Source organism: Cohnella mopanensis, from assembly GCF_022352055.1.
Lineage (GTDB): Bacteria > Bacillota > Bacilli > Paenibacillales > Paenibacillaceae > Cohnella > Cohnella mopanensis.
This window is the reverse complement of the sequence record NZ_JAKRWM010000002.1, coordinates 406,529-432,784: the sequence shown is the minus strand read 5'-3', so window position 1 is coordinate 432,784 and position 26,256 is coordinate 406,529. Positions and strand designations below refer to the sequence as shown.

Genomic DNA, 26,256 nt, shown 5'->3' with positions numbered 1-26,256 from the left:
CTATGAGCGTTACAATTAAAGACGTGGCCAAAAAAGCCGGAGTATCCCCTTCAACGGTTTCCAGAGTCATTGCTGAACATCCTCGGATTAGCTTAGAAACTAGCAGAAGAGTGAAGGAAATCATGGAGGAACTTGGCTATCACCCGAATTTAATGGCGAAAAGCCTTGTTTCCCGAACGACGCGCACGATCGCCGTCATTCTTCCTAAGCCAGCGGAAGAACTGCTATTAAACTTCTTCTTCTATGAATTAATAAGAGGGGTTCTCGCCCAGCTTACTCGCGCGGGATATGACCTGCTTATGGCGGGCGGAAGCAACGAGCAAGAGGAATTGGAAACGGTAACCCGACTCGTTCGGGGAGGCCGGGTAGATGGATTGTTGCTACTCTACTCCCGTTCCTCCGATCCTATCATTAGCTTCTTGCGCAAGGAAAAGGTTCCTTTCGCTCTCATCGGGCGCAGCTTGGATTATGAAGACGTTCCCTCGGTTGATAACGATAACGTACAAGCTGCTTACGATGCAACGAATCATCTTATCGCACAAGGCCAGAAGCGGATCGGCTTCGTCAGCGGTCCAACCAAGCTCGCGATGACGCAAGACCGGATGGCCGGATATTCCAAAGCACTCGTGGATGCCGGATTACCGGTCAAACAAAGCTGGATCGTTGAAGGCGAGTTTCTGCTCGAAAGTGGATATCGCGCCATGGCATCGATCATGTCGCAGCCCGAACCGCCAACCGCGCTAGTTGTGATCGACGATGTCGTGGCTTTCGGCGTTCTAAAAGGATTGGCTGAGCTCGGGTACCGGATTCCTCAAGACGTTGCCATCGTAAGCTTCAATAATATCGCTTTATCGGAATTGACGATGCCGCCGATCACTAGCGTGGACGTCGGTACTTATCAGCTCGGATATACCGCATCGCAGATGGTACTGCGCATGATCCAGCAAGTCGAGATTACGACTCGGCAGATTATCCCGCATCGGCTCGTCGTTCGCGAATCGTCTTTAAGAACGGTTACGCACGTGTAGTCTATTCTAATAGAGTTTTTCCTCTTTCCCATGCCCCCAATCGCTTTGCAATCGATCGCTATGAGATCATTGTCGGCGAGAGGGGGCACTTTACTTGTCGAGCCTCCAAGACGAATGATTCTGCCTTTGGAAAGCCCCCTTCAACCTTTCACTAATCCCCCTGCTTAAACGGACGGAGCCCCTACTTTAAACGAACGGGAAAGTGCTTTATACTTACATCTAGATCATTTGATGAATAATACAACTGCACCTATCGGATAACCCTGTGGAGGCGAAAGTCTATGAGCAATTATCATCCATTAAACGAGGAAGAAGCCATTCAGATCGCTCGTACGATTCCTGGTATTTTTAGCGCCGAAGGCGCGCTCGTATGTCGCGAGATCGGCGACGGCAATTTGAATCTCGTCTTTCATGTGAGCCAACCGACATCCGGTAGCAGCTTGATCGTCAAGCAAGCACTCCCTTATGCCAAAGTCGTCGGCGAATCGTGGCCTCTATCGCTGGATCGGGCGCGGATCGAAAGCGAAGCTTTGATCATTGAGGAACGATTTGCGCCAGGGCTCGTCCCGAAAGTCTATCACACGGACAACGAACTGGCCCTTACCATTATGGAAGACCTGAGCAGCCATGTGATCATGCGCCAAGGCTTGATCGACGGCGGCGTATATCCCCGGTTCGCTAACGATATTGCCCAGTTTCTCGCCAGGACGTTATTCTTCACTTCGGATCTCGGTATGAACCAACAGGAGAAGAAGGTTCTTGCCCGTTCCTTCGCCAATCCTGACCTCTGCAAAATTACGGAGGACCTGATCTTCGATCATCCTTACACGGACGCGGATACAAACAGCTTCGACCCGCATTTGCAAGACGATGCCAAGCAGTTATGGGCTGACACGGAGCTTCATCTGGAAGTCGCGATTCTGAGAGAAAAGTTTCTTACGCATGCCCAAGCGCTTCTTCATGGCGATCTTCATACCGGAAGCATCTTCATTACTCCGGAATCGACTAAAGTCATCGATCCTGAGTTCGCATACTTCGGACCGATCGGGTTCGATGTCGGCGCGGTTCTTGCTAACCTGCTGCTTCACTACGCTTCCCAGGAGCATTGGTCTTCTAATGAAGCTTCGCGTCAAGAACGCCGGCAATATCTCATTAACACCATTCGCGACATCTGGACTGGCTTCGAACGCGAATTCCGCGCTTTATGGGATGAGCATGGACAGGACCGGATCGCGAAAACAGCCGGCTATCAGGATTGGTACCTGCGGAGCTTATTCCAAGATACAGCGGGATTCACGGGTGCCAAAATGGTACGACGCATCGTAGGTTTGGCCCACGTCTCAGACATCGACCGTATCCCCGATCCGGACGTCCGCGCAAAAGCGCAAAGATTAGCGCTAACGATCGGGAAGAACTTGATTAAACGCAATCGTCAATTAACATCTATTGAGGAACTGATCGCTATCGTCGATAAAGCTTCCCAAGCATAAGGACATCGGGTTCGTCATAGTGCGGGCCGAGAGGAGTACGTATTCATGAGCAACAATCAACAGCAAGATCAACCGTCTTCCAAAGTATTGCAATCGTTACGTTGGGAGAACGACGCGTTATCCTTATTGGATCAAAGACTATTGCCTGAAGAAACCGTATATTTACGCTTAACGACGCCGCAAGACGTCTGGGAAGCTATTCGAGAGCTCAAAGTTCGCGGTGCACCGGCAATCGGGATTGCCGCTGCATACGGCGTTGTGCTAGGCGTCATGGGCTTCTCCGGCACGAGCGAAGCGTGGCTGGCCGAGGTTAATCGCCATGCCGAGTATTTGGCGACCTCCAGGCCGACCGCCGTGAATTTGTTCTGGGCGCTTGACCGTATGAAAGCCTATGCGCAAGATTTGGTGCAATCCGCCAAAGCTCCGGAAGAAGCCAACCCTGCTCTATTGGCGGAAGCACAGCTCATTCAAGCCGAGGACGAGGCAACTAACCGCTTAATCGGGGAACACGCGCTCACTTTGTTCAAGGATGGAATGGGAGTCTTGACCCACTGTAATGCCGGCGGCCTTGCAACCGCTAAATACGGAACGGCGCTCGCTCCTTTCTACTTGGCTCTGGAGCAGGGCATCCAACTTAAAGTGTTCGCGGATGAAACAAGACCGGTGCTTCAAGGCGCTCGGCTTACCGCGTTCGAGCTTCAGCAAGCCGGCGTAGACGTCACGTTGATCTGCGATAACATGGCTGGCCACGTGATGTCCAAAGGCTGGATACAAGCCGTAATCGTCGGAACGGACCGGGTAGCCGCTAATGGAGACGTCGCCAATAAAATCGGAACCTATAGCGTCGCCGTCTTGGCCAAAGCGCATAACATTCCTTTCTACGTGGCTTGTCCGCTGTCTACTATCGATTTGTCGACGCCAACGGGCGCCGACATCCCGATCGAGGAACGCCATTCGGACGAAGTATCCTTCGGATTCGGCAAACGAACCGCTCCCCAAGGCATTGCGGTTTACAATCCGGCATTCGATATTACGCCTAACGAGCTCGTAACCGCAATCATCACGGAGAAGGGGATCATCCAAGCGCCATACTCCGACAATTTACGACAATTGTTCGCTAATTAATCGCTTGTTAAGAAGTGAGTAACAATGGGTATTAAGTTAAGGAGCGACTTTCGCCATAATGCGGAGAGCTTCTTGACCGCTTATCCCGACGACAATGCCCAAGTTGCGGGCCGAATCTGTCACCGATTCGAGCGGTGCATCAAGCAATTGCTGCAAAGTTCGCACGCCGACTGCCCGACCCGCCAAAATTTCGCGATCTTTGAGCCGATCATTGAGAAGCTGTACATCCAAAGCTCCGCACATGATATAACCATCGCCCGCCGTAATCGCTAAGAGCGTTGTTCTGGGCAATAGCACCTCAACTCCGACAGCCGACCAATCTTCGATTAGGAGCGGAACTACCTTTACCATGCCTACCACCTCCCTGCCGTACCATCGGCATAGGTTCATGCAATATAGAGTATGCGTCTATTGACGCATTTTTCAGGGCATTTATACCTATTGAGCTGTTTTAGGCAGTTAAATCATGATATATTAGGAATTAAGGCATAGTTTCTATGGACTACGCATTACAATGGAGGCAATAGCATGAACCGTTCCAATCAAACACCTAGTGGCTCCTATTCATTTCATGTAGAAATTAAAGTTTCTGCCTCCAGCAAAGGTGCCGCATTAGTTCAACTGCGTCAAGTATTAAGCAACTCCGACTTTGTGGATTACAAGATCATTAGCACTTCGGTTTCAGAAGCCAGCGCCGCTCCGGCTAAATCGGCTCCCGCTCCGAAGAAAAACGCTAAAGACTCTACCCAACCCGATCTGCTGGAGGGACGTATTCGTCAATTTATAGAGAGCAACAAGCTGATTAGGCTCAATATTAATAAAGGACGCGGCGTCAAAATGAGCATTCCTTGCCGGGTCATCAATTTCGATTCGAGCGAGCAGCTCCTAACGGTGTATCACGTAGACGAGAAACAAGTCTATTCCGTCGGCTTAAACGAAATAGACGATTTCGTTGACTAATTGCGCATACCACAACAAAAAGGACTTGCCTCGGAATCTCTCCTGGGCAAGTCCTTTGCTATAAGCGATCAAGATTTGAAATCAAATGAAAAATCGTCGTCCGTCATCGCTTCTACATGGATCGTCCGAACATAACCATTGCCCTTCTTGGAGAAGAAGTCATGCTGTTTAGTCCGGGTACTGATGCCGTTAAATACGATCGGGTTCACTTCTTCTTCCTCGAACACAGGGTCGAAGCCCATGTTCATGAACGCTTTATTGGCGTTGTATCGAATGAACTTCTTCACTTCGTCGGCCAGCCCGATGGAAGTGTACAGCTCATCCGTGTACTTCTCTTCATTCTGGTGAAGGTACATCAGAAGCCCGTGCAATACCTCGTAAGCTTCCTTCTGCTCATCCTCGTCCAATTTCGCGTACACTTCTTGCGCCAGAACTCCGACGTACAAGCCGTGTATACTCTCATCGCGCAAGATCAGATCGATCACTTCGCCGCTGCTAGTCATTTTGCCTTGTCCTGCTAAATACAAAGGATAGAAAAATCCGCTATAGAACAAGTAGCTTTCAAGCAATACCGATGCTGCCATCGCTAGAAACAAGCTTTTTGGCGTTTCGATGTTATTGTAATATCCGACGATCGTGTCCGCTTTCGTCTGCAGGTAAGGATTAGCTTCTACCCAGCGGAAAACGCCGTCGATCTCTTCGGTTGTCGCTAGCGTCGTGAAGATGCTGCTATAGGACTTGGCATGGATCTGTTCCATCATGCCCATGAATCCAAGCACCGCTTTGCGCTGCAGCCCTTCTACGTGCTCCAGGATCCTCGGCATTCCGACTCCGCCCTGTACGGTATCGAGAAGCGTCAAGCCCCCTAGAACCTTCATATAGAGCTCTCGTTCCTGCTCGCTTAACATCATCCAAGACATTTTATCGTCAGATAACGGAATTTCCTCATCCGTCCAGAACTGCATGATGTTCTGATTCCAGAACGTAATCGTGAAATCGTCATCGGGACGATTCCAGTTAACGGCTTTAAGGGCACACATTAGATTTCCAGTCCTCCTAATTGCTGATCGGGCAAGTCTCCATTATACCGAGCAAGTAATGCATTCTTCCACGGACAAGCGATTCGTACGCGTATAATAGAGCGATTTAAGGCCTTTCTTGGCCGCATAAACATAATAACGGGAAAGCTGTCTTGTCGTAACGTCGCTGTTCACGTGAAGGACTGTCGAGATCCCTTGATCGACGTGAGGCTGAATTTCCGCAATCAGGTCGATCACCTTGAACTGATCCATCTGATACGCCGATTTATAGAAGAAGAAATTGTCGCGGCTAAGGAACGGCATCGGATAATAAGTCGTCGAATTCGCATAAGTGCGGGTTTCGATCGGTTCGACGATCGGCATTACGCTTGATGTCGCGTTCTGAATATACGAGATGCTCTGGGTAGGTGCGATCGCCAACCGATAAGCATGGTACAGTCCGTTGTTCGCCACATCCGCTTTGAGTTTCTTCCAATCCTCAGGGGAAGGGATCGCCATTCCTTCGAACAGTTGCTTAACCTTCTCCGTCGAAGGACGGTAATCCGTCGTCAGATATTTATCGAAATAAGTTCCTTTAGCATATTCGGAACGCTCGAAGCCTTGGAAGCTCACGCCGGTATCCTTTGCGATCTCCATGCTTTTCTCGAGGGAATGGAAGTTCATCATCATGAAGAACGTACGCACGAAATCCCGAGCCTCTTCGCTTTCATATGCAATCTTGTTTTTCGCCAAATATCCGTGCAAATTCATCGCGCCAAGCCCAACGGAATGCAATTCGGAATTCGCTTTCGCTACGCCCGGAGCGTTCGCTACCGTCGTCATATCGCTAACGGCGGTTAATGCGATAATGCCTTCATGAACCGATTCTTTGATTTTGCGCAAATCCATGACATTCGCGATGTTCAGGGAAGCCAGATTACAGCTAATGTCTCTGCGGATCGTATCCGGCTCATAATAATCGCCGATCTCCGAAGTTTCTTGCAGTTGGAAAATTTCCGTGCACAGGTTCGACATCTTGATGTTGCCCAATTCTTTCAGCGCATGAGCGTCGTTAGCATTGGACTTATTCATAATATACGGGTAACCGGACTCCAGTTGGGTCGTGGCTATCTTCACAAGCATATCCCGCGCGCTCATGATGACTTTCTTCTTAACGCGATCGTCAGCCAGAAGCGTGTCGTACATGGAATCTATATCTAGATCGTCCAGATGAGTGCCATAAGCCTTGAATACCGTGTATGGAGCGAAGACGTGCAGTTGCTCGTTCTTCTCCGCTAGCTCATAAAATTTATTAGGAACGACCAATCCGATCGATAGTGTCTTGAGTCGTGTTTTCTCGTCTGCGTTGATTTTTTTGCTGTCGAGGAACTCCATGACATCCCAGCCGAAAATATTATAATATCCAGCTCCGGATCCTTTGCGCTGTCCCATCTGATCCGCGTAAGAGAATGCATCCTCCATCAGCTTAAGTACCGGCATAATGCCTTTTGCCGCGCCTTCTACCCCTTTAATCGATTCTCCGCGTCCGCGAATCTTGGATAGGTTAACGGCCACGCCGCCACCGATCTTGGATAGTTGCATACAAGTTCCAATTCCGTAGTTAATCGAGTTAAGCGAATCGTCCATTTCTAACAGGAAGCAAGAAACCATCTCTCCGCGTCGGCTTTTGCCCGCGTTCAGGAAGGTAGGGGTTGCAGGTTGCACGCGTTGTTCCATCATGGCAGACGTTAAGGAACGGGCTACGCCGTAATCTCCTCTAGCCAGATGAAGCGCCACGATCGCGACGCGATCCGGGAAATGCTCTAGATATTGTGTTTTATCATCCGTCTTGACTGCATAGTCCGTATAAAACTTGGAAGCGGCCATGTAGGACTTAAATTGAAAGCGGTAGCCGTGAGCTAGCTCGTAAACATCTTCTACTTCTTGTTTGCTATATTGCTCATAGACATTCTCGTAAAAATTGTTGTCCACCATATAACGGACTTTATCGTTGCTAGAAGCGAAATGGATGCTCTTGCGGTTAACGTCGGCCATAAACTCTAATACGGCCTCGCGATCTTTATCCAATTGGAAGAAACCTTCCGGATCTCTTTGCATTAATAGATTGTTCAATTCAATATGACGCAACTGCACGCACCTCCTGTACGAATCTTTCTACGTCCCGCGTCGTGCCGGACAGTTCGAATTTGCTAATGACGGGGACACCGTACATCTCCGAGATGCGATCAGCGCTCAGCGCGAATCCGTCTCCCCAATTCCGATTACCGCTTGCGGAAACGCCCTTCAATTTGCCATGGTTACGTTTTAAGAAAGACATGACTTTCTCCGGAACCTGGCCGAAGCCTGTTGTATAAGTAACGAGAATGAAGTTCTGATCGATATTCATCGTGTCCTCGATCTGGATTGCAGGAAGCTTTAATTTATCGATGAACCTCCGAACATTTCCAGTCTTAGAATCATATACGATCAACATTAAACTCATTCTCCCTTCCGCACATTAAACACTATATGTATAGCCGCTTGTTATAATTTAGCTCAATATATTGTGTGTGTCAAGGTGACGCAGGACCTATTGCAAATCTCTTTTTTATTGCTTAATTACATACAAAGTATCCGCCGATTACAATCCTGGATCCAATAAAAAGAAGATTGCCAGAGTAGGCAATCTTCTAATCTCAGTCCGATTTTTCTGATTATAAACTCAATGGAACGCGGATAGAGCCGGACGGTTAAGCTTCTCCTGAAGTAACTCCAATACTCCCTCGCTCGATAGCGGAGGGCTTCCAAAATACCCCTGCATTTCATCGCATCTGTGAGAACGAAGAAAATGAACTTGATTGACGGTCTCTACCCCTTCCGCGATAACTTGCAATTGCAGATTATGGGCCATCGCGATAATCGCTGCGACGATCGCGGCATCGTTCGGATCCTGTTGGATATCCCTGACGAAAGAGCGGTCGATCTTAAGCCGCGCGATTGGCAAGTTTTTCAAATAATGGAACGAGCTATACCCGGTGCCAAAATCATCAATGCTGATCGTGACTCCCAGATCCGTCAGTTCTTTGAGGCATTGGGTGGCGCGTTCGACGTCCATCGTCATGCTTTCCGTGATCTCAAGCTCCAAATATTTGGCATTGAGTCCAGATTGCTGCAAAATATCGGAAACTTTATCGGTCAAGTTCCGTTGGGAAAACTGTCTCATCGATAAATTTACGGAAACCGGAATTTTCGGCATGCCGGCATCTTGCCAAGCTTTATTTTGCCTGCATGCTTCTTCGATCACCCAATCCCCCAGCGGCACGATGATTCCGCTCTCTTCGGCGGCGGGAATGAACTCTCCGGGAGGGATAAGCCCCTTCTCCGGATGATTCCAACGGATTAAAGCCTCCATGCCGACAATCTGCCCGGAAGCCAGATCGTACTGAGGCTGATAATGTAATATAAATTGCTGATTCTGCAGCGCTGTGCGCATTTCATGTTGAATGGTCAGCTTATGCAGCGCAATATGGTCCATATCGCCGACATGAAGCATATAATCGTTCTTGCCGTTTTCTTTGACCCGGTGAAGAGCCGTATCCGCCCGCTTCAATAGAGTGTCCGCATCAGCATCGTTATCGCTGACGGCGACGCCAATGCTTACCGTTATGTAGACCGGCACTCCATTCAATTCGAACGGCTCCTCCAATACGGACATCATCTCATCCAAACGGGCATTAACGCCTTCGTCCAATTGCAACAAATCGAAGCAAGCGGCGAATTCGTCTCCTTCCATGCGGGCAAGATCGCCGGGCTCCGTCAAGCTGCGGCTTAACCGTTCCGCGATCTGCAGCAGCAACATATCTCCGAAATCCCTGCCGAACGAGGCGTTCACCAACTTGAAATGATCGACATCTAAATAGCAGACGGCGATAGAAGCTCCGTTCCCTTTCGCTGCCTTTAACTTCTCCTCAAGCCGGTTCGTGAAAAATCGCCGGTTAGGCAGACCGGTCATGTCATCGTAATAAGCCATATACCTTATGCGTTCCAACGATCGTTTACGATCACTAATGTCTTCTATGAATACAAGAATCCCGATCGGCTTGTTCCTTCTAACCAACGGGGATGTATGGATGTTCAAATCCATGGAATGGCCCAATTTATGCACGATCTTGATTTCCTGAGAGCACTTCTCCCCGTTAAGGGTCCGATGAAACATTTGCCGGGTGATCTCATGGGATTCACGATCTAGCATCGTAGCGAATGGCTTTCCGGTCATTTCTTCTTTCGTATAGCCGACCATGTCGGAAGGATCCCGGTTAATATCAATGAACCGCCCCTGCCGATCGATGACCGCAAAGGCAATCGGGCTATTGCTATAGAGAGAGTTCAATAACTCCAATTGATAGGAGGGACCGGGAGACGATTTCAAGCTGTGTCTGCGTGTGAACAACCGGCCCAATGAAACGGTTCCTGCGGTCAAAGCTGCGCCGGCGGCGAAAGCCAGCCATAGTCCATTGTTAGACCATCCGTTCACTAGGTTACGTCCTTCCTCCACATTGGGAAATCATTCTAGGAGCCATTCTTTTATTATAAAACAATCTCGAACATTGTATAGCTTTTTCCATTTTTTTCTCAGAATTATACCAAACGAGAAAGGAATTTGGCGTTCCTTGTCTAATATGTCGAAGAGGCTTTATGGCTTCTTAGGCGAACGTGCGGCTAGAGCGACGCAAATCCATCCCGCGATGAAGGAAACCCCGCCGATCGGCGTTATCGCGCCAAGGATTTTCACGTCGCTAAGGGCAAGCGCATAAAGACTTCCTGAGAACAACACTATACCGATAAGAAGCAACCTTGCCCCCCATAACGCAAGCTTCGGAGAAGGTAATCGATCGATTAGCAGTGCAATCAACAAAATGCCGACGGCATGGAACATATGATACTGGACAGCTGTGTCGTATACGTCAATAGCGTCCGCAGTCAGACGATCCTCCAGCATATGTGCGCCGAATGCTCCAAGTACGACGGATAGCATCGCGGCAAGCGCTCCGATTTTTGTATACTTATTCATACAACAGTTCCTCCTTCAAGCAAATGAGTTTCTAAGCTGTCCTTATCATAACTTTAATGAGGTGGAAAGTCATGAACGAGCACCACGATAATCATGAACAATTTGTTAACCAGAAAATTTTCTCTTCCAACGATGATCAAATGCCCCCTGCGCCCTTAAAGCATAGCGGTCTAGGTATCGCGTCCTTCGTGTTGTCCATGGTCGGCATCGCTTCCTTCATTATCCTGACGGTCGTTCTCACTGCTTTAATCACTAATGCGATCGATTTCTCCGCAATCGTAGATGCAGATGGAAACCAGCTAATGACCCAAGAGGAGCTCACGGACAAATTTCAGCCTTTTATCGGCTACATGGTTCTATACCCGCTAATGCTCGTCCTTATGTTTATCGGACTGATTATCGGAATTATCGCGTTGGCAAAGCCGGGCTATAAGAAAATATTCGCGATTTTAGGTACCGTTTTTAACGGTCTTCCTCTTCTGGCGATCGTCCTGTTAATCATTATCGGATTGGTTATGATGTAACCAAAAAAGGGGCCTAGCCCCTTTTTTGTTCGTTTAAAGCCGCTTCTTGAATCGCCCGGTTCTGGAACACGGGTATGAACAGCAGACAAACTATGGTTACTCCGATAATCAGCGCGAATCCCGTCCCCCCCATATCCTTCAGAGGCAAAGTTAAAGCCAGCAATATGCATCTGGTCGCGACAAGCAAAACTTCCCGCCACACGAGGAATGCCGTTTGGCTGACAGGGCCTATATCCTTGATAAGCTTGAATTGCTGCGCGTTCCATACCGTCGTGAAATAAAACATGCCAATCGAAGTGAGCAGGTTGGATACGATTAATGCGGCAGGTTGCCGGAACAGTACGATGATAAAGCCAACAACCAAAAGCGACACCCCGATCCATAACCACCGCATTTCATCCTGCTTTATTTTCCGATACATCCATAATCCGAGCAAAGAACAGCAAGTGTACAACATATTCAGCAATGCGATCAAAAGCTTGTCTTGCGTAACGCTGAACGTAAAGAGCAAAGTAAACAAATTTTGAAACTGCATGAAGATTCCGGCCGTTAGCAAAGACAATAGCATCCATTTGGAACCGGGACGGCCGAAAGCCGTTCGAAAATGAAATCTTCCTGCCGACTGTTGGTCTAACCTATTCCGATCCGCCAACGAAATTTTAGGCATGAACATCGAGAAAACGAGCATCATCGCGACGAAAACCAACATCAAGCCGAACGAGCCCGCATACCCCTGCCAGTCAATGACCTTAGCGGACACGAACGGAACGGCCATCGAAAGCACCTGCGAGACGACCATTAACGTTGCGAAGTATGGAGCGTACTCGCTTCCCTTACCTCTTAAGGCGATGCTTAAGTTCTGCGAAGCTTGCGAGAAGCCGAACATCGCTCCTACCGGCACGCCGAGGATCAGAATCCACGTTATCCGATGATCAAGCTCAACCGACACCAAATACACGAAAGCAGCGGCTCCGCAAAGCGCGGAAACCGCCAAAGGCAATCGTATGGAAAATCGGGTAAGCAGCTTGGCCGTAATAACGAAAGAGATCCCCCAGCAAATAAACATCGACATATTATAGAGGGATACTTCCGCAATGGAATGGTTGTATTCCCAAATATAGAGATTGACGAATATCCCGATATAGATCGCGATAATCGAACTGATCGCATTCATGATCAGCAGTTTGCGCATTTCCTTGGACAAGTGCCGCTACCCCCGCATGATGACTGCCTTTATTTGACTGCGCCCGCTGTAATCCCGCTCGCGATCTGGCGCTGAAAGAAAATGTACAAGATGAGCACCGGAACGATCGTAAAGAAAAGAGCCGCGAACAAGGGTCCCCATTCCGTTCGATATTGCATTTCGGCCTGCATGATGCCGATCTCCACCGGAAGCGTATATTGGGATGGATCGTTGACCAATATCGTACCAACGATGTATTCATTCCAGATATTAAGCACGTTGATGATGGCAATGGTAATCAAGCCCGGCTGAGACAACGGAAGCATGACCTTGAAGAACGTTCCGTAATAGGACGCTCCGTCTACGATAGCCGCCTCCTCTAGCTCCTTAGGCAGCGACTTGAAGAACCCGACGAGGACGAAAATTCCGAAAGCGAGCACGCTTGAAGCATACACAACGATCAAACCCAACTTCGTATTGATAAGATGCATCGAATTCATAAGGAAAAACAGCGGAATCAATGCCAAGACGAACGGGATCATCATGGATGATATATATAGAAGATACAATGAATTGCTGCCTCTGAATTTGTACCTTGCCAACACGTATGCCGTCGTAGCCGAGAGCAGCAATCCCAGGAAGGTAGATCCGGCCGTAACAACAATAGAGTTGAAAAAATACGTGTTGAAATTGTACTTCTGCCATACGTAGGAGAAGTTCTCCCACAATAACGGGAACTTGGGCAATGACCAAGGGGCATTAAAGAAAAATTGTTCGTTATTTTTCAAGGCGTCCAGCAAAGTCCACAGCAGCGGATACAACACCGAGACTCCCCATACGATTAGAATAGCATAAAAAATTAGCTTAACGACCGGATTTCTGATACCAATGTTCATGTTGTCGCCCCCCTAGCTCATCTCGACGGTTTCATGACGCATCAACCGTTGAAGAACAATCGTCGTGATTAGCGACAGGACCAAGATGACAAACCCGATCGAAGCGCCATATCCGAAATGGTATTGCCGGAATGCCATCTGATACAAGTAAGAACCCATAACTTGCGTGCTGTTATCCGGTCCGCCTTGGGTCATGATCCAGACGATGACGAACGAACCGTTAAGCGTCGTCATCATGATGTTCAGGACGGATACTTTGATCTGTTCCCAAACGAGAGGAATCGTAATGTTGCGGAATTGCTTCCATTGGCCGGCCCCTTCAAGGTTAGCTGCCTCGTAATAGGAAGCCGGTATACTTTGGATGGCCGCGATTAATAAAATCATATAAAATCCGATACCCGCCCAGATCGCCGGAGGCAACAGCATCCATATCGTATGGGAAGTAAAACCTAGCCATGCGATCGTAACCTGATCTTTCGTGAATAACGAGAGAAACGCGTTCAAGAAACCGATTTGCGGATTATATATGAAATTCCACAATACGCCGATGACGACGACGGAAATGACATTCGGAATGAAGAAGATCGACCGGAAAAAACCGGCCATCTTGAACCCGAAACGGGTGAGCGCCACCGCGAAGAATGTTGCGATCACCATGATGCCGACTACTTTACCCGCTACTAGAAAATAGTCGTTGCCGATCGCTCTCCAGATGATCGGATCATGGAACATATCCTTAAAATTATCGAAGCCGATGAAGGTTTTGTGTTCCGACATCCCTGACCACTCGAAAAATGAATAATACAACCCTTGTACAACCGGATAGATCGTAAATATGCCGAAAAATACAAGAGTAGGGAGGATGAACGATGCGATAAATACGTTCCGTTGCCACTTTGCCGTTCCTGAATTCATAGTGCCCTACCATCCCTCCAAGGAAATTCGCGGAGGATGACCGAGGCATACGCCCAAGTCACCCTCCGCTTTTAGCTTTCTAAAGCCTCTATTATTTGCTAACTTTTTTAGCGACGTCGGACACGCGTTTGATCCACTCTTCCGGCGTAATTTTGCTGATCGTAAGAGCTACGGTAGCATCGTACATCGCGTTCTCCACGTCTTGGTTGAAAGCGAAGAACGGAATGACGACCGTATTGGAGTCGGTAAGGAATTTAGCCGCGTCTTTAACGAAGTTAGGCGCATTGGAGCTGCTAATATCGCCTTTGATGTTCGATGGAGCGCCGCTCAATTCGGCGAACTGGGATGCTTGAGCTTTCGAGAACATGAACGCTAAGAATGCTTTCGCCGCTTCAGGGTTTTTCGCTTTTGCTGCGATACCTACAGTAGCCGTGCTTGTGTTGGCGATGACTTTGCCGCCGGCAGCTTGCGTAACGGAAGGAATGAAGCCGAAGTCGAAGCCTGCAGGCACGTCTTTGGACATTTCGTTAGGCAACCACAATCCGTTCGGGATGAACGCGTCTTTGTGCTGCAGGAACAGCATTTGCGAATCGGTATGGTTGATCTGCACCGATGCTTTGTCGATGAAGCCTTTGTCGCGAAGCTCGACGATTTGGTTTAAGCCCGCGAGCAATGCCGGGTTGTTGAAAGCTTCGACTTTGGATTCGCTCATGTCTTTGATGATGTTGATGTCGTTGTTATTAGCCGATACGACCGCTGGATACAGTAGCGAGCGGAGAATGTAGTAAGGATATTTGCCCGTATGGATGAACGGCGTGATTCCGTCAGCTTTGACTTTTTCGCTCGTCGCCAAGAAAGAGGCCCAGTCCTTCGGCTCTTCCCAGCCTTTGTCCGCGAACAGTTTCTTGTCCCAGAAAATACCCCAAGCGTTAAGCACGAGCGGAATATCGTAGATTTTGCCGCCGTCGTATTGTTGCGGAGCTTGAGCCATCAGATCGATGATTTTCTCGCCATCGGCGTTAGTTGCCGTGCTGATCCAGTCCGTCAGATCCAACAATTGGCCATCTTCGACCATTTGGCGGTTAAACAGCTCCGGTCCATCGATATATACGAAATCCGGCGGCGTTCCGCCGATCCAACGCGGCTTCATTTGTTCGTTGATTTTCGGTCCGGCGCTTTCTTTAATATTCAAATCCGGATTAGCGGCTTTGAAATCGGCAATGACTTGTTTCCACCACTTGTCTCCATATCCGCCGACGAAGTATTGGATCTCGAAATCTCCGGATAGTTTGACGGCGTTGTCCGTCGTTTCGGAGGCTGGCGCGCTTGCTGATTCCGTAGCGGCCGGCTTAGACGGGGCAGGTGAATTGGACGCTTCTTCTTTCTTCGATCCGCATCCCGTTAGCGATACGGTCGCCAATATCGCGGCAATACCGAGCGCTGCAAACTTTTTCTTCATACTCATTAAAGCAAACCCTCCCACAATTGATGTTTTATGCGCCTCTTTATTGGGAGCCCGCGAACGGGCTCTAGCGCTTAAATTCATCATAAAAGGGGAGGGCTTAAGTCTCTATCGAATATCTTCCACGAATTCTTTGTTTTCTTCTTAATCTTATTTTCGATTGAAAGCCGATTAGCGGACGCTCTTCGTTTCGGCGAAGTGCTGAAGCTGGTCAAGCGCGGCTTGCGGCGTGGTGTGCTCATAGAGAACGGCATCGCCCATTTTGCGCGCGTAATCGAGAACGGCTTGCCAAGAGGGCTCTTGAACCGGATAAAACTTGGCCTTGCTTAGCGCTTCTAGATTGCTTTTCATAACATCGTCATTCGCCGCCAACCGGGTACCTACCGTAGTTGTCACGGGGAGAAATCCTTCCCTCTTTACCATTTCCTCATAATTCGAATCATCGTATAGGAAATCCAGAAATTTAGCCAACGCTTCTTTGTTCGTATGGTCCGTCTTGAAAGAAACGAGCACGTCATGCACCCCAAAGGTGATCGGAGGTGTCCCATCTTTCACAGGAATCGGCCCGACTCCCCACTTCAGTGCCGGAAATTCTTTCGGCACGACCGTTGAGAAATAGTTGCCGGAGATCATCATCCCCAATTGGCCATTGCCTAGTATCCGCTGTTTCTCATCCCGGATCGTCACCGTCGGCTCGGGATCCGTCAGTCCCTGATCGAACAATTCCTTAAGAAACGCCAAGCCTTCCACGTTCTCCGGCGAGTTGATCGTCCATTTACCATTCTTCGTCCACGATCCACCTGACCCGTAGAAGACATAAGAGAGATATGCATGCGTTTCGTTATCCGTCAGGTCTACGCCGAACCCGTCGGCAGCTCCCGTTGCTTTGATTTTGCGCGCTGCTTCCTTCAGCTCAGACCATGTCTGCGGCGGGGCCGTTATTCCAGCTTGCTGGAATAGCTCCTTGTTGTAATACAATTGCCGAACCGTGGCGACGTATGGAATAGCGAATTGCTTCCCGTTCATCCGATCCATCTCTACTAAATTAGGATATAGCTTGTTCGCTAGTTCGGGTGACATGATTTCTCTGAAATCGTTGAGATGGCCATCCTGAGCGAAGTGGGCGTATACGTTCGTATTCAGCAGGTCGGGCGGTTGATTTTTGCTGATCATAGTCGTATAGATGCCGTCTAGAATATCCCAGTTGGCTACTTGAAGCTCGACGTCGATCAGAGGGTTCTTCAGCTCGAATTCTTTCACTAGCTTTTCCAGCAGCGGCTTCGTCTCCGTACTGTACTCGGATGCAACGAACCGGATTAATGCCCTTTTCTCCTTTGGAGCAACCGTTGGTTCCACGTTTGAATTCATGCACGAGGACAGAAGTAACGGCAGAAGAAGCCCGATAACGGCTCCACTTCGAATCAACGACTGGCGAAATAAAGGTGGCATGATGACATCTCTTCCTTCCGAAGGATGGTTACTTATTATTAATGAAAGGGAATAAGAGCTTCTGGTTTTCCGGCGTATACATGTTTTCTTGCGTGATTACATTCGATTCGATGTAGGTTATAGGATCGACTCGGTTGCCATCTATGAGCTTTAACGCCGCTTTTACCCCTAAATAGCCCATGTTAAAGGGCTTCTGTACGATAGCTGCCCGCAAAGTCCCCGCTTCAAGCCATTGAATTTCATCGACCGAGCTGTCGAAACCGATGAGAGACAGGACTCCCGACTTGTTTTGTTCATGCAATAGCTTAGCTACGCCGGCCGTCGCCGATTCGTTCAACGTAATAAACGTGTTAAAAGGTTTATCTTCGGCGAGCAATTGCTTAGCTGCCTCATAAGCCGTATCTTCGGAATTTTCCGCGTAGTACACGCCTATAATGCTGTTATTAAAAGGTTCTAAAACTTGGCGAAGCCCCGATAACCTCTCTGCCGATATTTTTGAGTCCGCCCTGTCGCTAATGATCGCTACGGTCGGATGCCCTTTCGTTTCGTCCACCGCCGTCCGGCCTGCGAGCTTGCCTGCCTCCATATGATCGTTCGACACTAATACGGGTGCAGGATTCAATTCCAACGGCGTATCGATCACAACGAGCTGAATACCCGCGGCACGAGCTTTAGCCAGAATTGCCGGTAATCGGTCGTCTATGATGGGAGCGATGACAATCGCTTCGGGTTTTGCCGCAATCGCTTCTTCCAAAATACGCATCTGATCGTTCGCATCATTTTCTTGAAGCGGCCCTACGACGTTTAACTCCACTCCCATTTCCTTGGCTGCCGCTTCCGCACCCTTGTTCACGGCTTGCCAGAAGTCCAAGCGCACGTTCAACGATTTCAGAATCACCGTAACGTTCCTATCCGGATGGGACACGCCGAATATGAGCTTGTAGTTGAAGATCGCATATATCGCAACTGTGCAAACAGCCAATGTCAGCCAGATCGTAAATCGTTGCTTACGCATGAGCCAGCTCCCTCTATTCCAGTTTCGGTATCGTTATCGTAACGCATGTTCCTACTTCGATCTCGCTACGAATGTGAATCCCGTATTCATGTCCGAAATAAAGCTTGATCCGTTCGTTAACGTTCCGTATGCCGATTCCTTGATTACGGGCGTCCTCTTCGCCGTTGAAACGGATTTTCCCAAGTTGCTCCGGCGTCATTCCTAGACCGTTATCCTCGACTTCAAATACGATTTGGTCATTCGATTGTCTGCCGCGAATCGTAATCCGACCGTCTTCGATGCCGTACATATTCCGTATGCCGTGATAGATTGCATTTTCAACGAAAGGCTGAAGTAAAATTTTAAGCGTTTTATAAGAAAGGATGGACTCATCGATATCAATGTAATAATCGAGTTCTTCCTCATAGCGCATCTTCTGGATGAGCAAATAGTTCGTAATATGCTCGATCTCTACCCTGATCGGCACAAGTTCCTGGTCCTTCGTAATGCTTGCGCGGAACAGCTTGGCCAACGCGGACGTCATGAGTACGACTTCTTCATGCTGTTTCTGCTCCGCCATCCAAACGATAGAATCTAGCGTATTGTATAGAAAATGAGGGTTGATCTGCGATTGGAGCAGCAGAAGCTCGCTCTTGCGCTTGTTCTCCTGATTGTGGATCGTCTCTTCCATCAGGAATTTGGTCCGGCTGACCATTAGATTGAAGGACCGTCCCAGTTGTCCGATCTCGTTCATCTGCCCGATCTCGGTTTGGATATCGAAGTTCCCTTTCTCGACTTGCTTCATGTCCGATTGTAACTCTTTGATCGGCTTCGAGAGCCGATGCGATAGCCAGACGGAGATGAGCAACGAGATCGTCAAACCACACAATGAATAGAGCAGGATAGAATTTCTCAGCTCGTCCTTGCTCGCGATCAGGTCGTCCGTATAGGCGACTCCGGCAATTTTCCAACCGAAATTCGTATCTTGCACGGAGTATATCCGTTTGCCTTCCCCATCCTTAGCAATGAACGAACTTCCGCTCGACGCTTGGACGACATCGGCAATTCGTTCCGAGCGCAGCTTGCTGTCGATGAGTTGCTGCTGCGGATGATAAACAATGTTGCCGTTCTTATCCACGATGAACAAATAACCCTTCTTGCCCAAATTAATGTTGCTGCAGATGTCGTTGATGACGCTCAAGTTCAAGTCGACGAGGAATACGCCTTCCGCGGTAATCCCGTCCGTGCTTTTCAATTCGCGGCTCAAGGACACGACCCAACGGTATTCGTTCTGGACAATATTTTGCACGTGTGGAGCGGAAATGACGGATTTCCCTCCTTCGCTCTTGGCCATCTTATACCAAGCTTGCTCCTGCAGCTTAGCGTTCGGATTCAAGTTCGTTATCCGCCGATCCGAGACGAACCGTCCGTTATAACCGAAAACCATAATCGATGCGATGTCGTTACGGGTATAGAGGATCGCTTGAAACAGGTCCGAAATCTGCTTCTCGTAAATACGGCGATCTCCCGAGCTAATGAAGCTGTTATCGGAAATATAGTATTTCACGTCTTTGTTCGTTAGCGCGAGCAAGGAGATGTTCTCCATGTTATCGACGTAGGACTGAATATTCATATTGACCTGCTTAATGATTTCCTCGATATACCCTTTGGAGTTTCTCTCGACGGCATCCACGGAAACCTGATAGCTGACCAAGCTAGTCAATACGATCGCTGCCAATATCAATAAGGAGAACGCTAAAGAAATATTCGACTGAATGCTTTTCAACGGGAAAATACGAAAACGGATCGCACGGTCTCTGGACATATTAAGCTCCGCTCAGCTTGATTTGTTGTTCCCGATAATCTTTAGGGGTCATGCCCGTATGCTTCTTGAACAAGATGCTGAAATAGTTCGGGTCCTTGTAGCCTACCTGTTCGGCGATCTCGTAAAACTTATGCGTCGTATTGTGCAGCAGCTCTTTCGCCTTGCCGATCCTTACGCCAGTTAAGTACTCGATGAAGGTGACTCCGGTATGCTGTTTGAACACGAGGCTGAAATAGCTGGTGCTCATCAGCACGTAACGGCACAGATCTTGCAGAGACATTTTCTCATTCGCGTAATTCGTGTCTATGTACTCTACGGCCCGATGAATTTGCATGCTCGTTAAGTGGTTACGGTTATCCGCAATCGTAGAAATGACCGAACGCACCACTTCTTTTAACCAAATTTCGATTTCGTCCAGCGTCTTGAACTTGTACACGTCCATCAGCTTCATCTGCCGCTCGAAAGAGGCGTCTTGATCATGGACGATTAGCTCCTGTATCGAATTCATCAGGGAAAGCACGACCTTCTGCATTTGCAGAAAACAGCCTTCGATCGGAGCTAACGAGCTCTTAAGCTCGGCGACCCCATTCTCGATAAGCTGATAGGCATCTTGAATGGAACCCGTCTTTACAGCGGAAGCTAGCTTACGATCCCAGTCCAGATTGGACGGCAATGGAATCGTTGACTTGCCCTCCATATCCAGAATGCTAAGCACCCGGTTCTTTCCTAGCAGGAACCGATAGTCCAATGCGGATAAAGCGCTTTTATAGGAAAGCGGCAATTGCTCGACGTTCGCGCACGTATGGCCAATGCCGATCGTAACCGTAAACTTCAAATATTTCTCGATATGATATCGAACCTGTTCCGCGAGCGAAAACACTTGCTCATACAGAAGGCTTTCGTTGTCCTGTCCGGATATAATCGCGACCAACCGCTCTTCGCGCGTTCGAAACAAAAGCGAGCTATCTTGCTCCAACGTTTCCTTGAAAATATCAAATGCTGCAAAACGCAAAAATTCGGCATCATGCTCATAGGATAGAAGCTCTCTATCTCCGAAGTCGTCGATATCGACGACTAAGACAAGATAGAGCGGAGATATGGGAGGTATGCCGAAATAAGCGAATCGCTCGGCGATCTCCGCTCTCCCTAGTCCGACCGCAACCAATCGTTCGAGAAACCGTTCCTTCAACAGCGGAAGGCTTTGGTTGAGTTGACTCGTCAGCCTGCTCAGATCTTCGCGGCGTTCCGTTTCCTCCTCCATCTCCTCTCTGACTCTGTTAAGCAATGTCCGGATTTCATGCGCCGTAATCGGCTTCAGAATAAAATCGGATACTTTCAGCCGAATCGCTTGTTGCGCATATTCGAATTCGTCGAAGCCGGTCAATATGATAATTTTTATGTATGGATACTGAGCGGAAATTAACCCGGCTAGTTCCAAGCCGTCCATGAACGGCATGCTGATGTCCGAGATGACCAGCTCCGGCCGGTGCTGCTCGATCGCTTCCCAGGCTTCCCGTCCGTTCGCGTAATCGCCTATCAAATCGAAGCCATGCTCTTGCCATTGAATCGTATTTTTTAATCCGTTCCGGACTACCGCCTCGTCATCCACGATAATGGCTTTGAACATTGGAATACCCCCAGTCGATCCGAAAGTATAAGCGCTATAACGTTTCAATTATGCCTCATAATTCATTGGCTGACAAAGAAAAAAAAAGAAACCGCTCTGCAAGCGGTCTCTCTCCTTAACTTCTAATTCGTCAAACCGTAAGTCTTATTGTTTTACTTCAATAGAATAGCCGTACGGCTGTGGCCTTCTTTCGTTTTGCTCACTTCAAGCACGGCAGGGAAGGCCATCTTCAGTTCCTCGACGTGAGAGATGACGCCGATCATCCTACCTGATCGTTGAAGGTCTACTAAAGTGGCGATCGCTTTATTCAAAGAATCCTCATCAAGAGATCCGAAACCTTCATCGATGAACATCATTTCGATGGAGACGCCTCCTTGATAGGCTTGGATGACATCCGTCATCCCAAGCGCAAGGCAAAGGGACGCATTGAACTTCTCTCCGCCGGACATCGATTTGACGTCGCGGTTCTGGCCGGTATAAGCATCGTACACGTCCAGACCGAGACCACTTTGCTTGCCTCGCGTCTCTAACCGGTCGCTGCGTTCGAGCTTGAACTGACCGTTGGACAAGTCATTCAGCCTGACATTCGCCGCATCCAAGATTTGCTCCAGAAATTCGATCAGAATGTATCGCTCGAATGAGATTTTCAATGGGTTGTCGCCTTTAAGCATCTGATAAATATCGGAAACCCGTTGCTGCTTCAGCTCTAATTCGCGGAATTGTTCCACCGCTTTCTCGATCGCGGTTAACAGTCGTTTCGCCTCTTGCCGATAACCCGACACCGTATGGAGCTCTGACATCAACTGCTCAAGCTGCGCCTTCAGCGCTGTGATCGCCTCTTGCAGAACGCTAAGAAGAGGACGCGTCCGGCCGGCTAACTCCCGCTCCAATTCGTTTATCTGATGGAGAAGCGCCGCTCTTGCGGAATTGTACTGCTCGATAAGATGAGCCAAATTGAGCCTGTCGGCTTCAACTAGCTTAGCGGATTGATAATGTTCCTTCGCCGCAAAGCCGCTCTTCGCCAATTCCTCGTCGAATCTGATCCGGGCTTGCTCGTGTTGGCGATTGCTTTCTTCCAGTTGGCCGACAGCCTGCACGACGATCGCTTTCTCTTCGACGAGACGCGCCTTCGCGCTTTGCAATTGACGCTGCGCTTGTTGCCAAGCATGGTTTAGCTTGTTCACGTAATCCGTGTGTTCGTTTATTCGGGCAAGGAGCTGCGTCGGAGATCTTAAGTCTTCCGGAATCCGACTCAGCTCGTTATCAAGAACGGATTGCTTGGCGCTTCGATCAACAGAAAGTCTGTGCTGCTCGGCAAGCAATTGCTCCCGATCGGCATGAAGCTTGTCCAGTTGGAGATCAAGCTTCTCCCCTTCTTCCCTATGGGAGGATATCAAATCCGCCTGCTGTTTCAATCGATCGGTCTCCGCCCGAAGAAGCTTACCTTCCGATTCCGAGCGTAACAGCTGTTCCGCGAACGGATCACGCGTAATTCCGTACTCCGCGAACAGGCTTTCCTTTTCGATTTTACCGCCGTTCGCCGCAGCCGCTTGCGCCTGCGCCTCGTTAAGCTCTTGCTCGGCTTGCCGAAGCTGATCTTTCGCGGCTTGAAGCCCTTCCCGGGAAGGAACGTTCGCTACGGCAATCGCCTTATTCGGATGTTCCTCGCTCCCGCATACCGGACACGCCTTTCCGTCATGAAGATGTGTGGCCAAGAGGCCGGCTTGGCCTTCCAACCATAGCGATTCCAATCGGTCATGCTCGGCTCTGCGCCCGCGAACGATCTTCTCCCGCTCCTCTTCATGCTTGGACAGCTCCACGATTCGCCTGTCCAATTCCGCTAACTCCTTAAGCAGCTTATATTTATTTTTCATCTGCTCATATTGTTGCAGCATGCCCGGAAGCTTCGCCACTTCCGTCTCCGCAAGCTTCAACTGCTCGGCTTTGCTGCGCTTCTCCTCGCGAAGGGCGCCAAGCCGCTGCTCGATCGACTCGCGCTTGGCCGTAACCGCGCGCTCTTCCGCGGTCAGCCGCTCGATCGCCACCTTGCGCTCTTCGAGCGTCTGCACGATCGGCTTAAGCTCGGCCAGCCGAGCAAGCTCCCGATCGGCTTCCTTCCGCTCCGCATCGCGCGTTTCCTCGCCTCGGAATGCTTCCTCGGCGACGGCGTGTCCGCGCTCCGCATCCGCCGCATCCTGAAGCTTGCGCGCATGGAAACTTCGCTTCAGCTCCAGCTGCCGCAACGCCGCTAACGCTTGCTCCTCGTACGGCTCAATTCTGGCGGCCTGCTCCGCCAGCTTTACGATTTTTTCGCTCTCGCCGATCTCCGCTTGGCGGGCTTCCAATTGCTCCGACTGTACACGCTTCTCCGCTAGCTGAGCGAAACGGCCTTCCAACGCTACAGCTTCGGCTAACGCTGCTTCTTGCGCTTGCAGCCTCTCGTTTACGGCGGATTTGCCAAGCTCTATATCCGCAGCCCGTCCGTCGTAGTAAGCGATCTCTTGAACGAGCCCTTCCGACACCTGCCCCATGCTGCTCACTTCCTGATTCAGCGTGGCTGTCAGCAAGCTTTCCTCCCGTTGTGGCAACGTTTCCCTCGCTTGCTTGGCGTAGATGTCTTGCATCGCCTTCGCCTGCTTTAACGAATCCTGCAGTTCGCGATGCTGCAGTTGAAACCGATCTTCTATTTTCTGATAGAGGCCCGTACGGAAAATCTTGCGCAAAATCTCTTCTTTGTTTTCCGTGTCGGAAGTGAGAAGCTTACGGAATTCTCCCTGCGGCAGCATGACGATCTGGCTGAATTGTTCCCTCGTCAGGCCGATAACCGATTCCATCTTCGCGTTCACGTCCGAGACGGTAAACCGATCGATACACGGCACTTCCGTACCCGAAGTCGTCTCGTACAGCTCCGCTTTGCCTCCCGTTTCGTTCTTATTCGTCCCGCGGCGATGCGCCATCTGGCGGAATACGCGATAGGTACGCTTACCTACGGCAAAATGATAATCGACGGAAGTATAGTCGTCATCCGAGGCAAAATGGCTTCTCAGCATTCTAGTCTCCGCCCGATCTTCTCCGCTGGCGCTGCCGTATAACGCAAAACAAATCGCATCGAAGATCGTCGTCTTGCCTGCACCGGTATTACCGGATATGACGAACAGCCTGCGATCCTCCAGTAAGCTGAAATCGATCGTCTCCGTATCGCGATAAGGTCCGAATGCCGTCATGCTAATTCGAATCGGCTTCATACGGCGCCTCCTTCCTCGCGCAGCACTTCCGCGAAAGTATCCGCGAATAACTTCTGCTTGTCTTCCGTAAGCGGAACGCCTTTGACTTCCTCATAGAAAGCGGCGAACAGCGCGACCGGATCGGCTTCCCGTCTAGCCATACTTAGATCCCCGCTGGCAGGGTCCGAGCTGGATGCTAGCTTAACGGTTACCTTGCGTTCTACGTGTAACGCATTCGGATACACGGCGCGCACCTTCTCCATCGGGAAGAGCACCGGATTATCGTTCAAGAGCGTCACGAACACATAATCCTCGTTAACCGGATGCTTCTCTATTTCTTCGATTGGAGCGCTGACTCTGCGCATGTCGCGTCTCGGCTTCAGCTCTCTTTTGTCAACGGTGACATTCCCCGTTCCATCGATCTCGACGATAAGAAATCCTTTATTGTGGTTTTCCTCGGATATCGAGTACTTAAGAGGCGAGCCGGAATAGCGGATCCTCTCGTCCGATACGTGATGCGCCTGATGCAAGTGGCCAAGCGCCGTATAATGAAAGGCTTTGAAATACTCGGAATGCACGTATTCCGCTCCGCCGATGGACAACGGACGTTCCGATTGGCTCGTGTTTTCCTCCGGCCTTGCCCCCGGAGTTACGAATGCATGTCCAACGAACACATGGCGTGCCGATGAGTCCATGGATGCTTCGATTGTCCCGACAATCGCCTTCATCGCATCGTCATGGGAGCGGATTTCCTCCTGCTCGAAAATAAATCGAACCTGAGCGGGGTCCGCATACGGAACGAGGTGAAAATGGACTTCCCCGAATTCGTCGCGCAGCACGACAGGCTTAAGCAAAGGCTTAAGCTGACCGGCTAAGTGCAGCCCCCTCGCTTCCATAATAGCCGTACCGAAATTAAGCCGATCCGGGCTGTCATGGTTACCGGAGATAGCCAGCAATGGCGTATTCAACTCGATAACGATCGTCTGAAACATCTCGTCCAGCAAGTCCACCGCTTCCGTAGGCGGGATGGCCCGGTCATAGAGATCGCCTGCGATGACGACGGCGTCCGGTCGCTCCCGCTCCACCGTCTCTATCAATTGCCGCAATACGAATCGTTGGTCATCCGTCATATATACGCCCTGCACGAGCTTGCCGAGATGCCAATCGGCGGTATGTATAAATTTCATGAGGCTTCTTTTCCCCCTAATCATCTATTGATCACAAAGCAAAAACCTGATTTTTTGAATGGTTGCTCGCTCTCGCCAAATCTTCGAAACTTTCTTTGTCTTTATTTTAATCTATCTACGCGAAGAGCGGGAGTCATTAATAATGGTAAGGTTAGGCGGTAAACATGATCAGTTCAAGTGCAGGCGTAGTATCTAACGTCGTCAAGGTGACCGGAACCTAACGTTATGCTTCGCTATCATGAGCACATCCCGTCCGCTATTTGCACACACATCGTTT

General features: G+C 49.5%; 21 protein-coding genes. 5 read left to right on the top strand and 16 right to left on the bottom strand.

The features are described 5' to 3' along the window. Window positions 1-2: 2 nt before the first annotated feature. From L3D05_RS06080 to mtnA, 3 genes are all read left to right on the top strand, one after another. Entirely contained in the window at window positions 3-1,028 is a 1,026-nt protein-coding gene (locus L3D05_RS06080) for a LacI family DNA-binding transcriptional regulator (RefSeq protein ID WP_239615119.1), read from the top strand. 281 nt (window positions 1,029-1,309) lie between these two features. Then, window positions 1,310-2,518: an S-methyl-5-thioribose kinase gene (gene mtnK / locus L3D05_RS06075; protein WP_239615118.1), complete on the top strand. Its 1,209-nt coding sequence runs from the start codon at window positions 1,310-1,312 to the stop codon at window positions 2,516-2,518. Between the two features lie 45 nt (window positions 2,519-2,563). After that, on the top strand, window positions 2,564-3,643 hold the full coding sequence (gene mtnA / locus L3D05_RS06070; protein WP_239615117.1) for an S-methyl-5-thioribose-1-phosphate isomerase: 1,080 nt from the start codon (window positions 2,564-2,566) through the stop codon (window positions 3,641-3,643). 36 nt (window positions 3,644-3,679) lie between these two features. On the opposite strand, the gene L3D05_RS06065 is transcribed toward mtnA, so the two are convergent. Next, window positions 3,680-3,994, bottom strand: a complete 315-nt coding sequence (locus L3D05_RS06065; protein WP_239615116.1) for a YunC family protein — start codon at window positions 3,992-3,994, stop codon at window positions 3,680-3,682. A gap of 177 nt (window positions 3,995-4,171) precedes the next feature. Here L3D05_RS06065 and L3D05_RS06060 point away from each other — a divergent pair, with 177 nt between their 5' ends. Then, window positions 4,172-4,603 (top strand): hypothetical protein, encoded by a 432-nt coding sequence (locus tag L3D05_RS06060; RefSeq protein ID WP_239615115.1) that lies wholly within the window; start codon window positions 4,172-4,174, stop codon window positions 4,601-4,603. 68 nt (window positions 4,604-4,671) lie between these two features. Here L3D05_RS06060 and nrdF read toward each other — a convergent pair whose 3' ends face one another. The 5 genes from nrdF to L3D05_RS06035 form a co-directional block, all read right to left on the bottom strand. After that, on the bottom strand, window positions 4,672-5,643 hold the full coding sequence (nrdF, locus tag L3D05_RS06055; protein WP_239615114.1) for a class 1b ribonucleoside-diphosphate reductase subunit beta: 972 nt from the start codon (window positions 5,641-5,643) through the stop codon (window positions 4,672-4,674). 42 nt (window positions 5,644-5,685) lie between these two features. Beyond that, entirely contained in the window at window positions 5,686-7,770 is a 2,085-nt protein-coding gene (gene nrdE / locus L3D05_RS06050; protein WP_239615113.1) for a class 1b ribonucleoside-diphosphate reductase subunit alpha, read from the bottom strand. Then, window positions 7,757-8,116 carry a class Ib ribonucleoside-diphosphate reductase assembly flavoprotein NrdI gene (gene nrdI / locus L3D05_RS06045; RefSeq protein WP_239615112.1) on the bottom strand — a complete coding sequence of 120 codons (360 nt, stop codon included), beginning with the start codon at window positions 8,114-8,116 and terminating at the stop codon, window positions 7,757-7,759. Before nrdI ends, nrdE begins: the two co-directional genes overlap by 14 nt. Before the next feature lie 228 nt (window positions 8,117-8,344). Further along, window positions 8,345-10,156: a putative bifunctional diguanylate cyclase/phosphodiesterase gene (locus tag L3D05_RS06040; protein WP_239615111.1), complete on the bottom strand. Its 1,812-nt coding sequence runs from the start codon at window positions 10,154-10,156 to the stop codon at window positions 8,345-8,347. A gap of 159 nt (window positions 10,157-10,315) precedes the next feature. Continuing rightward, window positions 10,316-10,693: a DUF423 domain-containing protein gene (locus L3D05_RS06035; RefSeq protein ID WP_239615110.1), complete on the bottom strand. Its 378-nt coding sequence runs from the start codon at window positions 10,691-10,693 to the stop codon at window positions 10,316-10,318. A gap of 71 nt (window positions 10,694-10,764) precedes the next feature. On the opposite strand from L3D05_RS06035, the gene L3D05_RS06030 reads away from it, so the two are divergent. Beyond that, entirely contained in the window at window positions 10,765-11,217 is a 453-nt protein-coding gene (locus tag L3D05_RS06030; protein WP_239615109.1) for a hypothetical protein, read from the top strand. Window positions 11,218-11,230: 13 nt separating this feature from the next. On the opposite strand, the gene L3D05_RS06025 is transcribed toward L3D05_RS06030, so the two are convergent. The 10 genes from L3D05_RS06025 to L3D05_RS05980 form a co-directional block, all read right to left on the bottom strand. Beyond that, the gene (locus L3D05_RS06025) at window positions 11,231-12,421 is read right to left on the bottom strand and encodes an MFS transporter (protein ID WP_239615108.1); all 1,191 of its coding nucleotides are present in this window, start codon (window positions 12,419-12,421) and stop codon (window positions 11,231-11,233) included. Window positions 12,422-12,450: 29 nt separating this feature from the next. Next, window positions 12,451-13,296 (bottom strand): carbohydrate ABC transporter permease, encoded by an 846-nt coding sequence (locus tag L3D05_RS06020; protein ID WP_239615107.1) that lies wholly within the window; start codon window positions 13,294-13,296, stop codon window positions 12,451-12,453. 12 nt (window positions 13,297-13,308) lie between these two features. Beyond that, a complete protein-coding gene (locus L3D05_RS06015; RefSeq protein WP_239615106.1) occupies window positions 13,309-14,211 on the bottom strand; it encodes a carbohydrate ABC transporter permease in 903 nt (300 codons plus the stop codon). A gap of 91 nt (window positions 14,212-14,302) precedes the next feature. Further along, window positions 14,303-15,676: an ABC transporter substrate-binding protein gene (locus L3D05_RS06010; RefSeq protein WP_239615105.1), complete on the bottom strand. Its 1,374-nt coding sequence runs from the start codon at window positions 15,674-15,676 to the stop codon at window positions 14,303-14,305. A gap of 168 nt (window positions 15,677-15,844) precedes the next feature. Continuing rightward, a complete protein-coding gene (locus L3D05_RS06005; protein WP_239615104.1) occupies window positions 15,845-17,122 on the bottom strand; it encodes an extracellular solute-binding protein in 1,278 nt (425 codons plus the stop codon). A gap of 28 nt (window positions 17,123-17,150) precedes the next feature. Next, on the bottom strand, window positions 17,151-18,137 hold the full coding sequence (locus L3D05_RS06000; protein ID WP_239615103.1) for a substrate-binding domain-containing protein: 987 nt from the start codon (window positions 18,135-18,137) through the stop codon (window positions 17,151-17,153). A 13-nt stretch (window positions 18,138-18,150) separates the two neighbouring features. Further along, window positions 18,151-19,941, bottom strand: a complete 1,791-nt coding sequence (locus tag L3D05_RS05995; RefSeq protein WP_239615102.1) for a cache domain-containing sensor histidine kinase — start codon at window positions 19,939-19,941, stop codon at window positions 18,151-18,153. A 1-nt stretch (window position 19,942) separates the two neighbouring features. Beyond that, window positions 19,943-21,568 carry a response regulator transcription factor gene (locus tag L3D05_RS05990; RefSeq protein ID WP_239615101.1) on the bottom strand — a complete coding sequence of 542 codons (1,626 nt, stop codon included), beginning with the start codon at window positions 21,566-21,568 and terminating at the stop codon, window positions 19,943-19,945. 152 nt (window positions 21,569-21,720) lie between these two features. After that, window positions 21,721-24,813 carry an AAA family ATPase gene (locus L3D05_RS05985; protein WP_239615100.1) on the bottom strand — a complete coding sequence of 1,031 codons (3,093 nt, stop codon included), beginning with the start codon at window positions 24,811-24,813 and terminating at the stop codon, window positions 21,721-21,723. Then, a complete protein-coding gene (locus tag L3D05_RS05980) occupies window positions 24,810-25,979 on the bottom strand; it encodes an exonuclease SbcCD subunit D (RefSeq protein ID WP_239615099.1) in 1,170 nt (389 codons plus the stop codon). The genes L3D05_RS05985 and L3D05_RS05980 overlap by 4 nt, the downstream gene beginning before the upstream one ends. Window positions 25,980-26,256 lie beyond the last annotated feature (277 nt).

Excerpts from the sequence above, each read along its gene's own strand:
- L3D05_RS06080 (WP_239615119.1), top strand. The coding sequence starts at position 3 with ATGAGCGTTACAATTAAAGACGTGGCCAAAAAAGCCGGAGTATCCCCT.
- mtnK (WP_239615118.1), top strand. The coding sequence starts at position 1,310 with ATGAGCAATTATCATCCATTAAACGAGGAAGAAGCCATTCAGATCGCT.
- mtnA (WP_239615117.1), top strand. The coding sequence starts at position 2,564 with ATGAGCAACAATCAACAGCAAGATCAACCGTCTTCCAAAGTATTGCAA.
- L3D05_RS06065 (WP_239615116.1), bottom strand. The coding sequence starts at position 3,994 with ATGGTAAAGGTAGTTCCGCTCCTAATCGAAGATTGGTCGGCTGTCGGA.
- L3D05_RS06060 (WP_239615115.1), top strand. The coding sequence starts at position 4,172 with ATGAACCGTTCCAATCAAACACCTAGTGGCTCCTATTCATTTCATGTA.
- nrdF (WP_239615114.1), bottom strand. The coding sequence starts at position 5,643 with ATGTGTGCCCTTAAAGCCGTTAACTGGAATCGTCCCGATGACGATTTC.
- nrdI (WP_239615112.1), bottom strand. The coding sequence starts at position 8,116 with ATGTTGATCGTATATGATTCTAAGACTGGAAATGTTCGGAGGTTCATC.
- L3D05_RS06035 (WP_239615110.1), bottom strand. The coding sequence starts at position 10,693 with ATGAATAAGTATACAAAAATCGGAGCGCTTGCCGCGATGCTATCCGTC.
- L3D05_RS06030 (WP_239615109.1), top strand. The coding sequence starts at position 10,765 with ATGAACGAGCACCACGATAATCATGAACAATTTGTTAACCAGAAAATT.
- L3D05_RS06020 (WP_239615107.1), bottom strand. The coding sequence starts at position 13,296 with ATGAACATTGGTATCAGAAATCCGGTCGTTAAGCTAATTTTTTATGCT.
- L3D05_RS06015 (WP_239615106.1), bottom strand. The coding sequence starts at position 14,211 with ATGAATTCAGGAACGGCAAAGTGGCAACGGAACGTATTTATCGCATCG.
- L3D05_RS06010 (WP_239615105.1), bottom strand. The coding sequence starts at position 15,676 with ATGAGTATGAAGAAAAAGTTTGCAGCGCTCGGTATTGCCGCGATATTG.
- L3D05_RS06005 (WP_239615104.1), bottom strand. The coding sequence starts at position 17,122 with ATGCCACCTTTATTTCGCCAGTCGTTGATTCGAAGTGGAGCCGTTATC.
- L3D05_RS06000 (WP_239615103.1), bottom strand. The coding sequence starts at position 18,137 with ATGCGTAAGCAACGATTTACGATCTGGCTGACATTGGCTGTTTGCACA.
- L3D05_RS05995 (WP_239615102.1), bottom strand. The coding sequence starts at position 19,941 with ATGTCCAGAGACCGTGCGATCCGTTTTCGTATTTTCCCGTTGAAAAGC.
- L3D05_RS05990 (WP_239615101.1), bottom strand. The coding sequence starts at position 21,568 with ATGTTCAAAGCCATTATCGTGGATGACGAGGCGGTAGTCCGGAACGGA.
- L3D05_RS05985 (WP_239615100.1), bottom strand. The coding sequence starts at position 24,813 with ATGAAGCCGATTCGAATTAGCATGACGGCATTCGGACCTTATCGCGAT.
- L3D05_RS05980 (WP_239615099.1), bottom strand. The coding sequence starts at position 25,979 with ATGAAATTTATACATACCGCCGATTGGCATCTCGGCAAGCTCGTGCAG.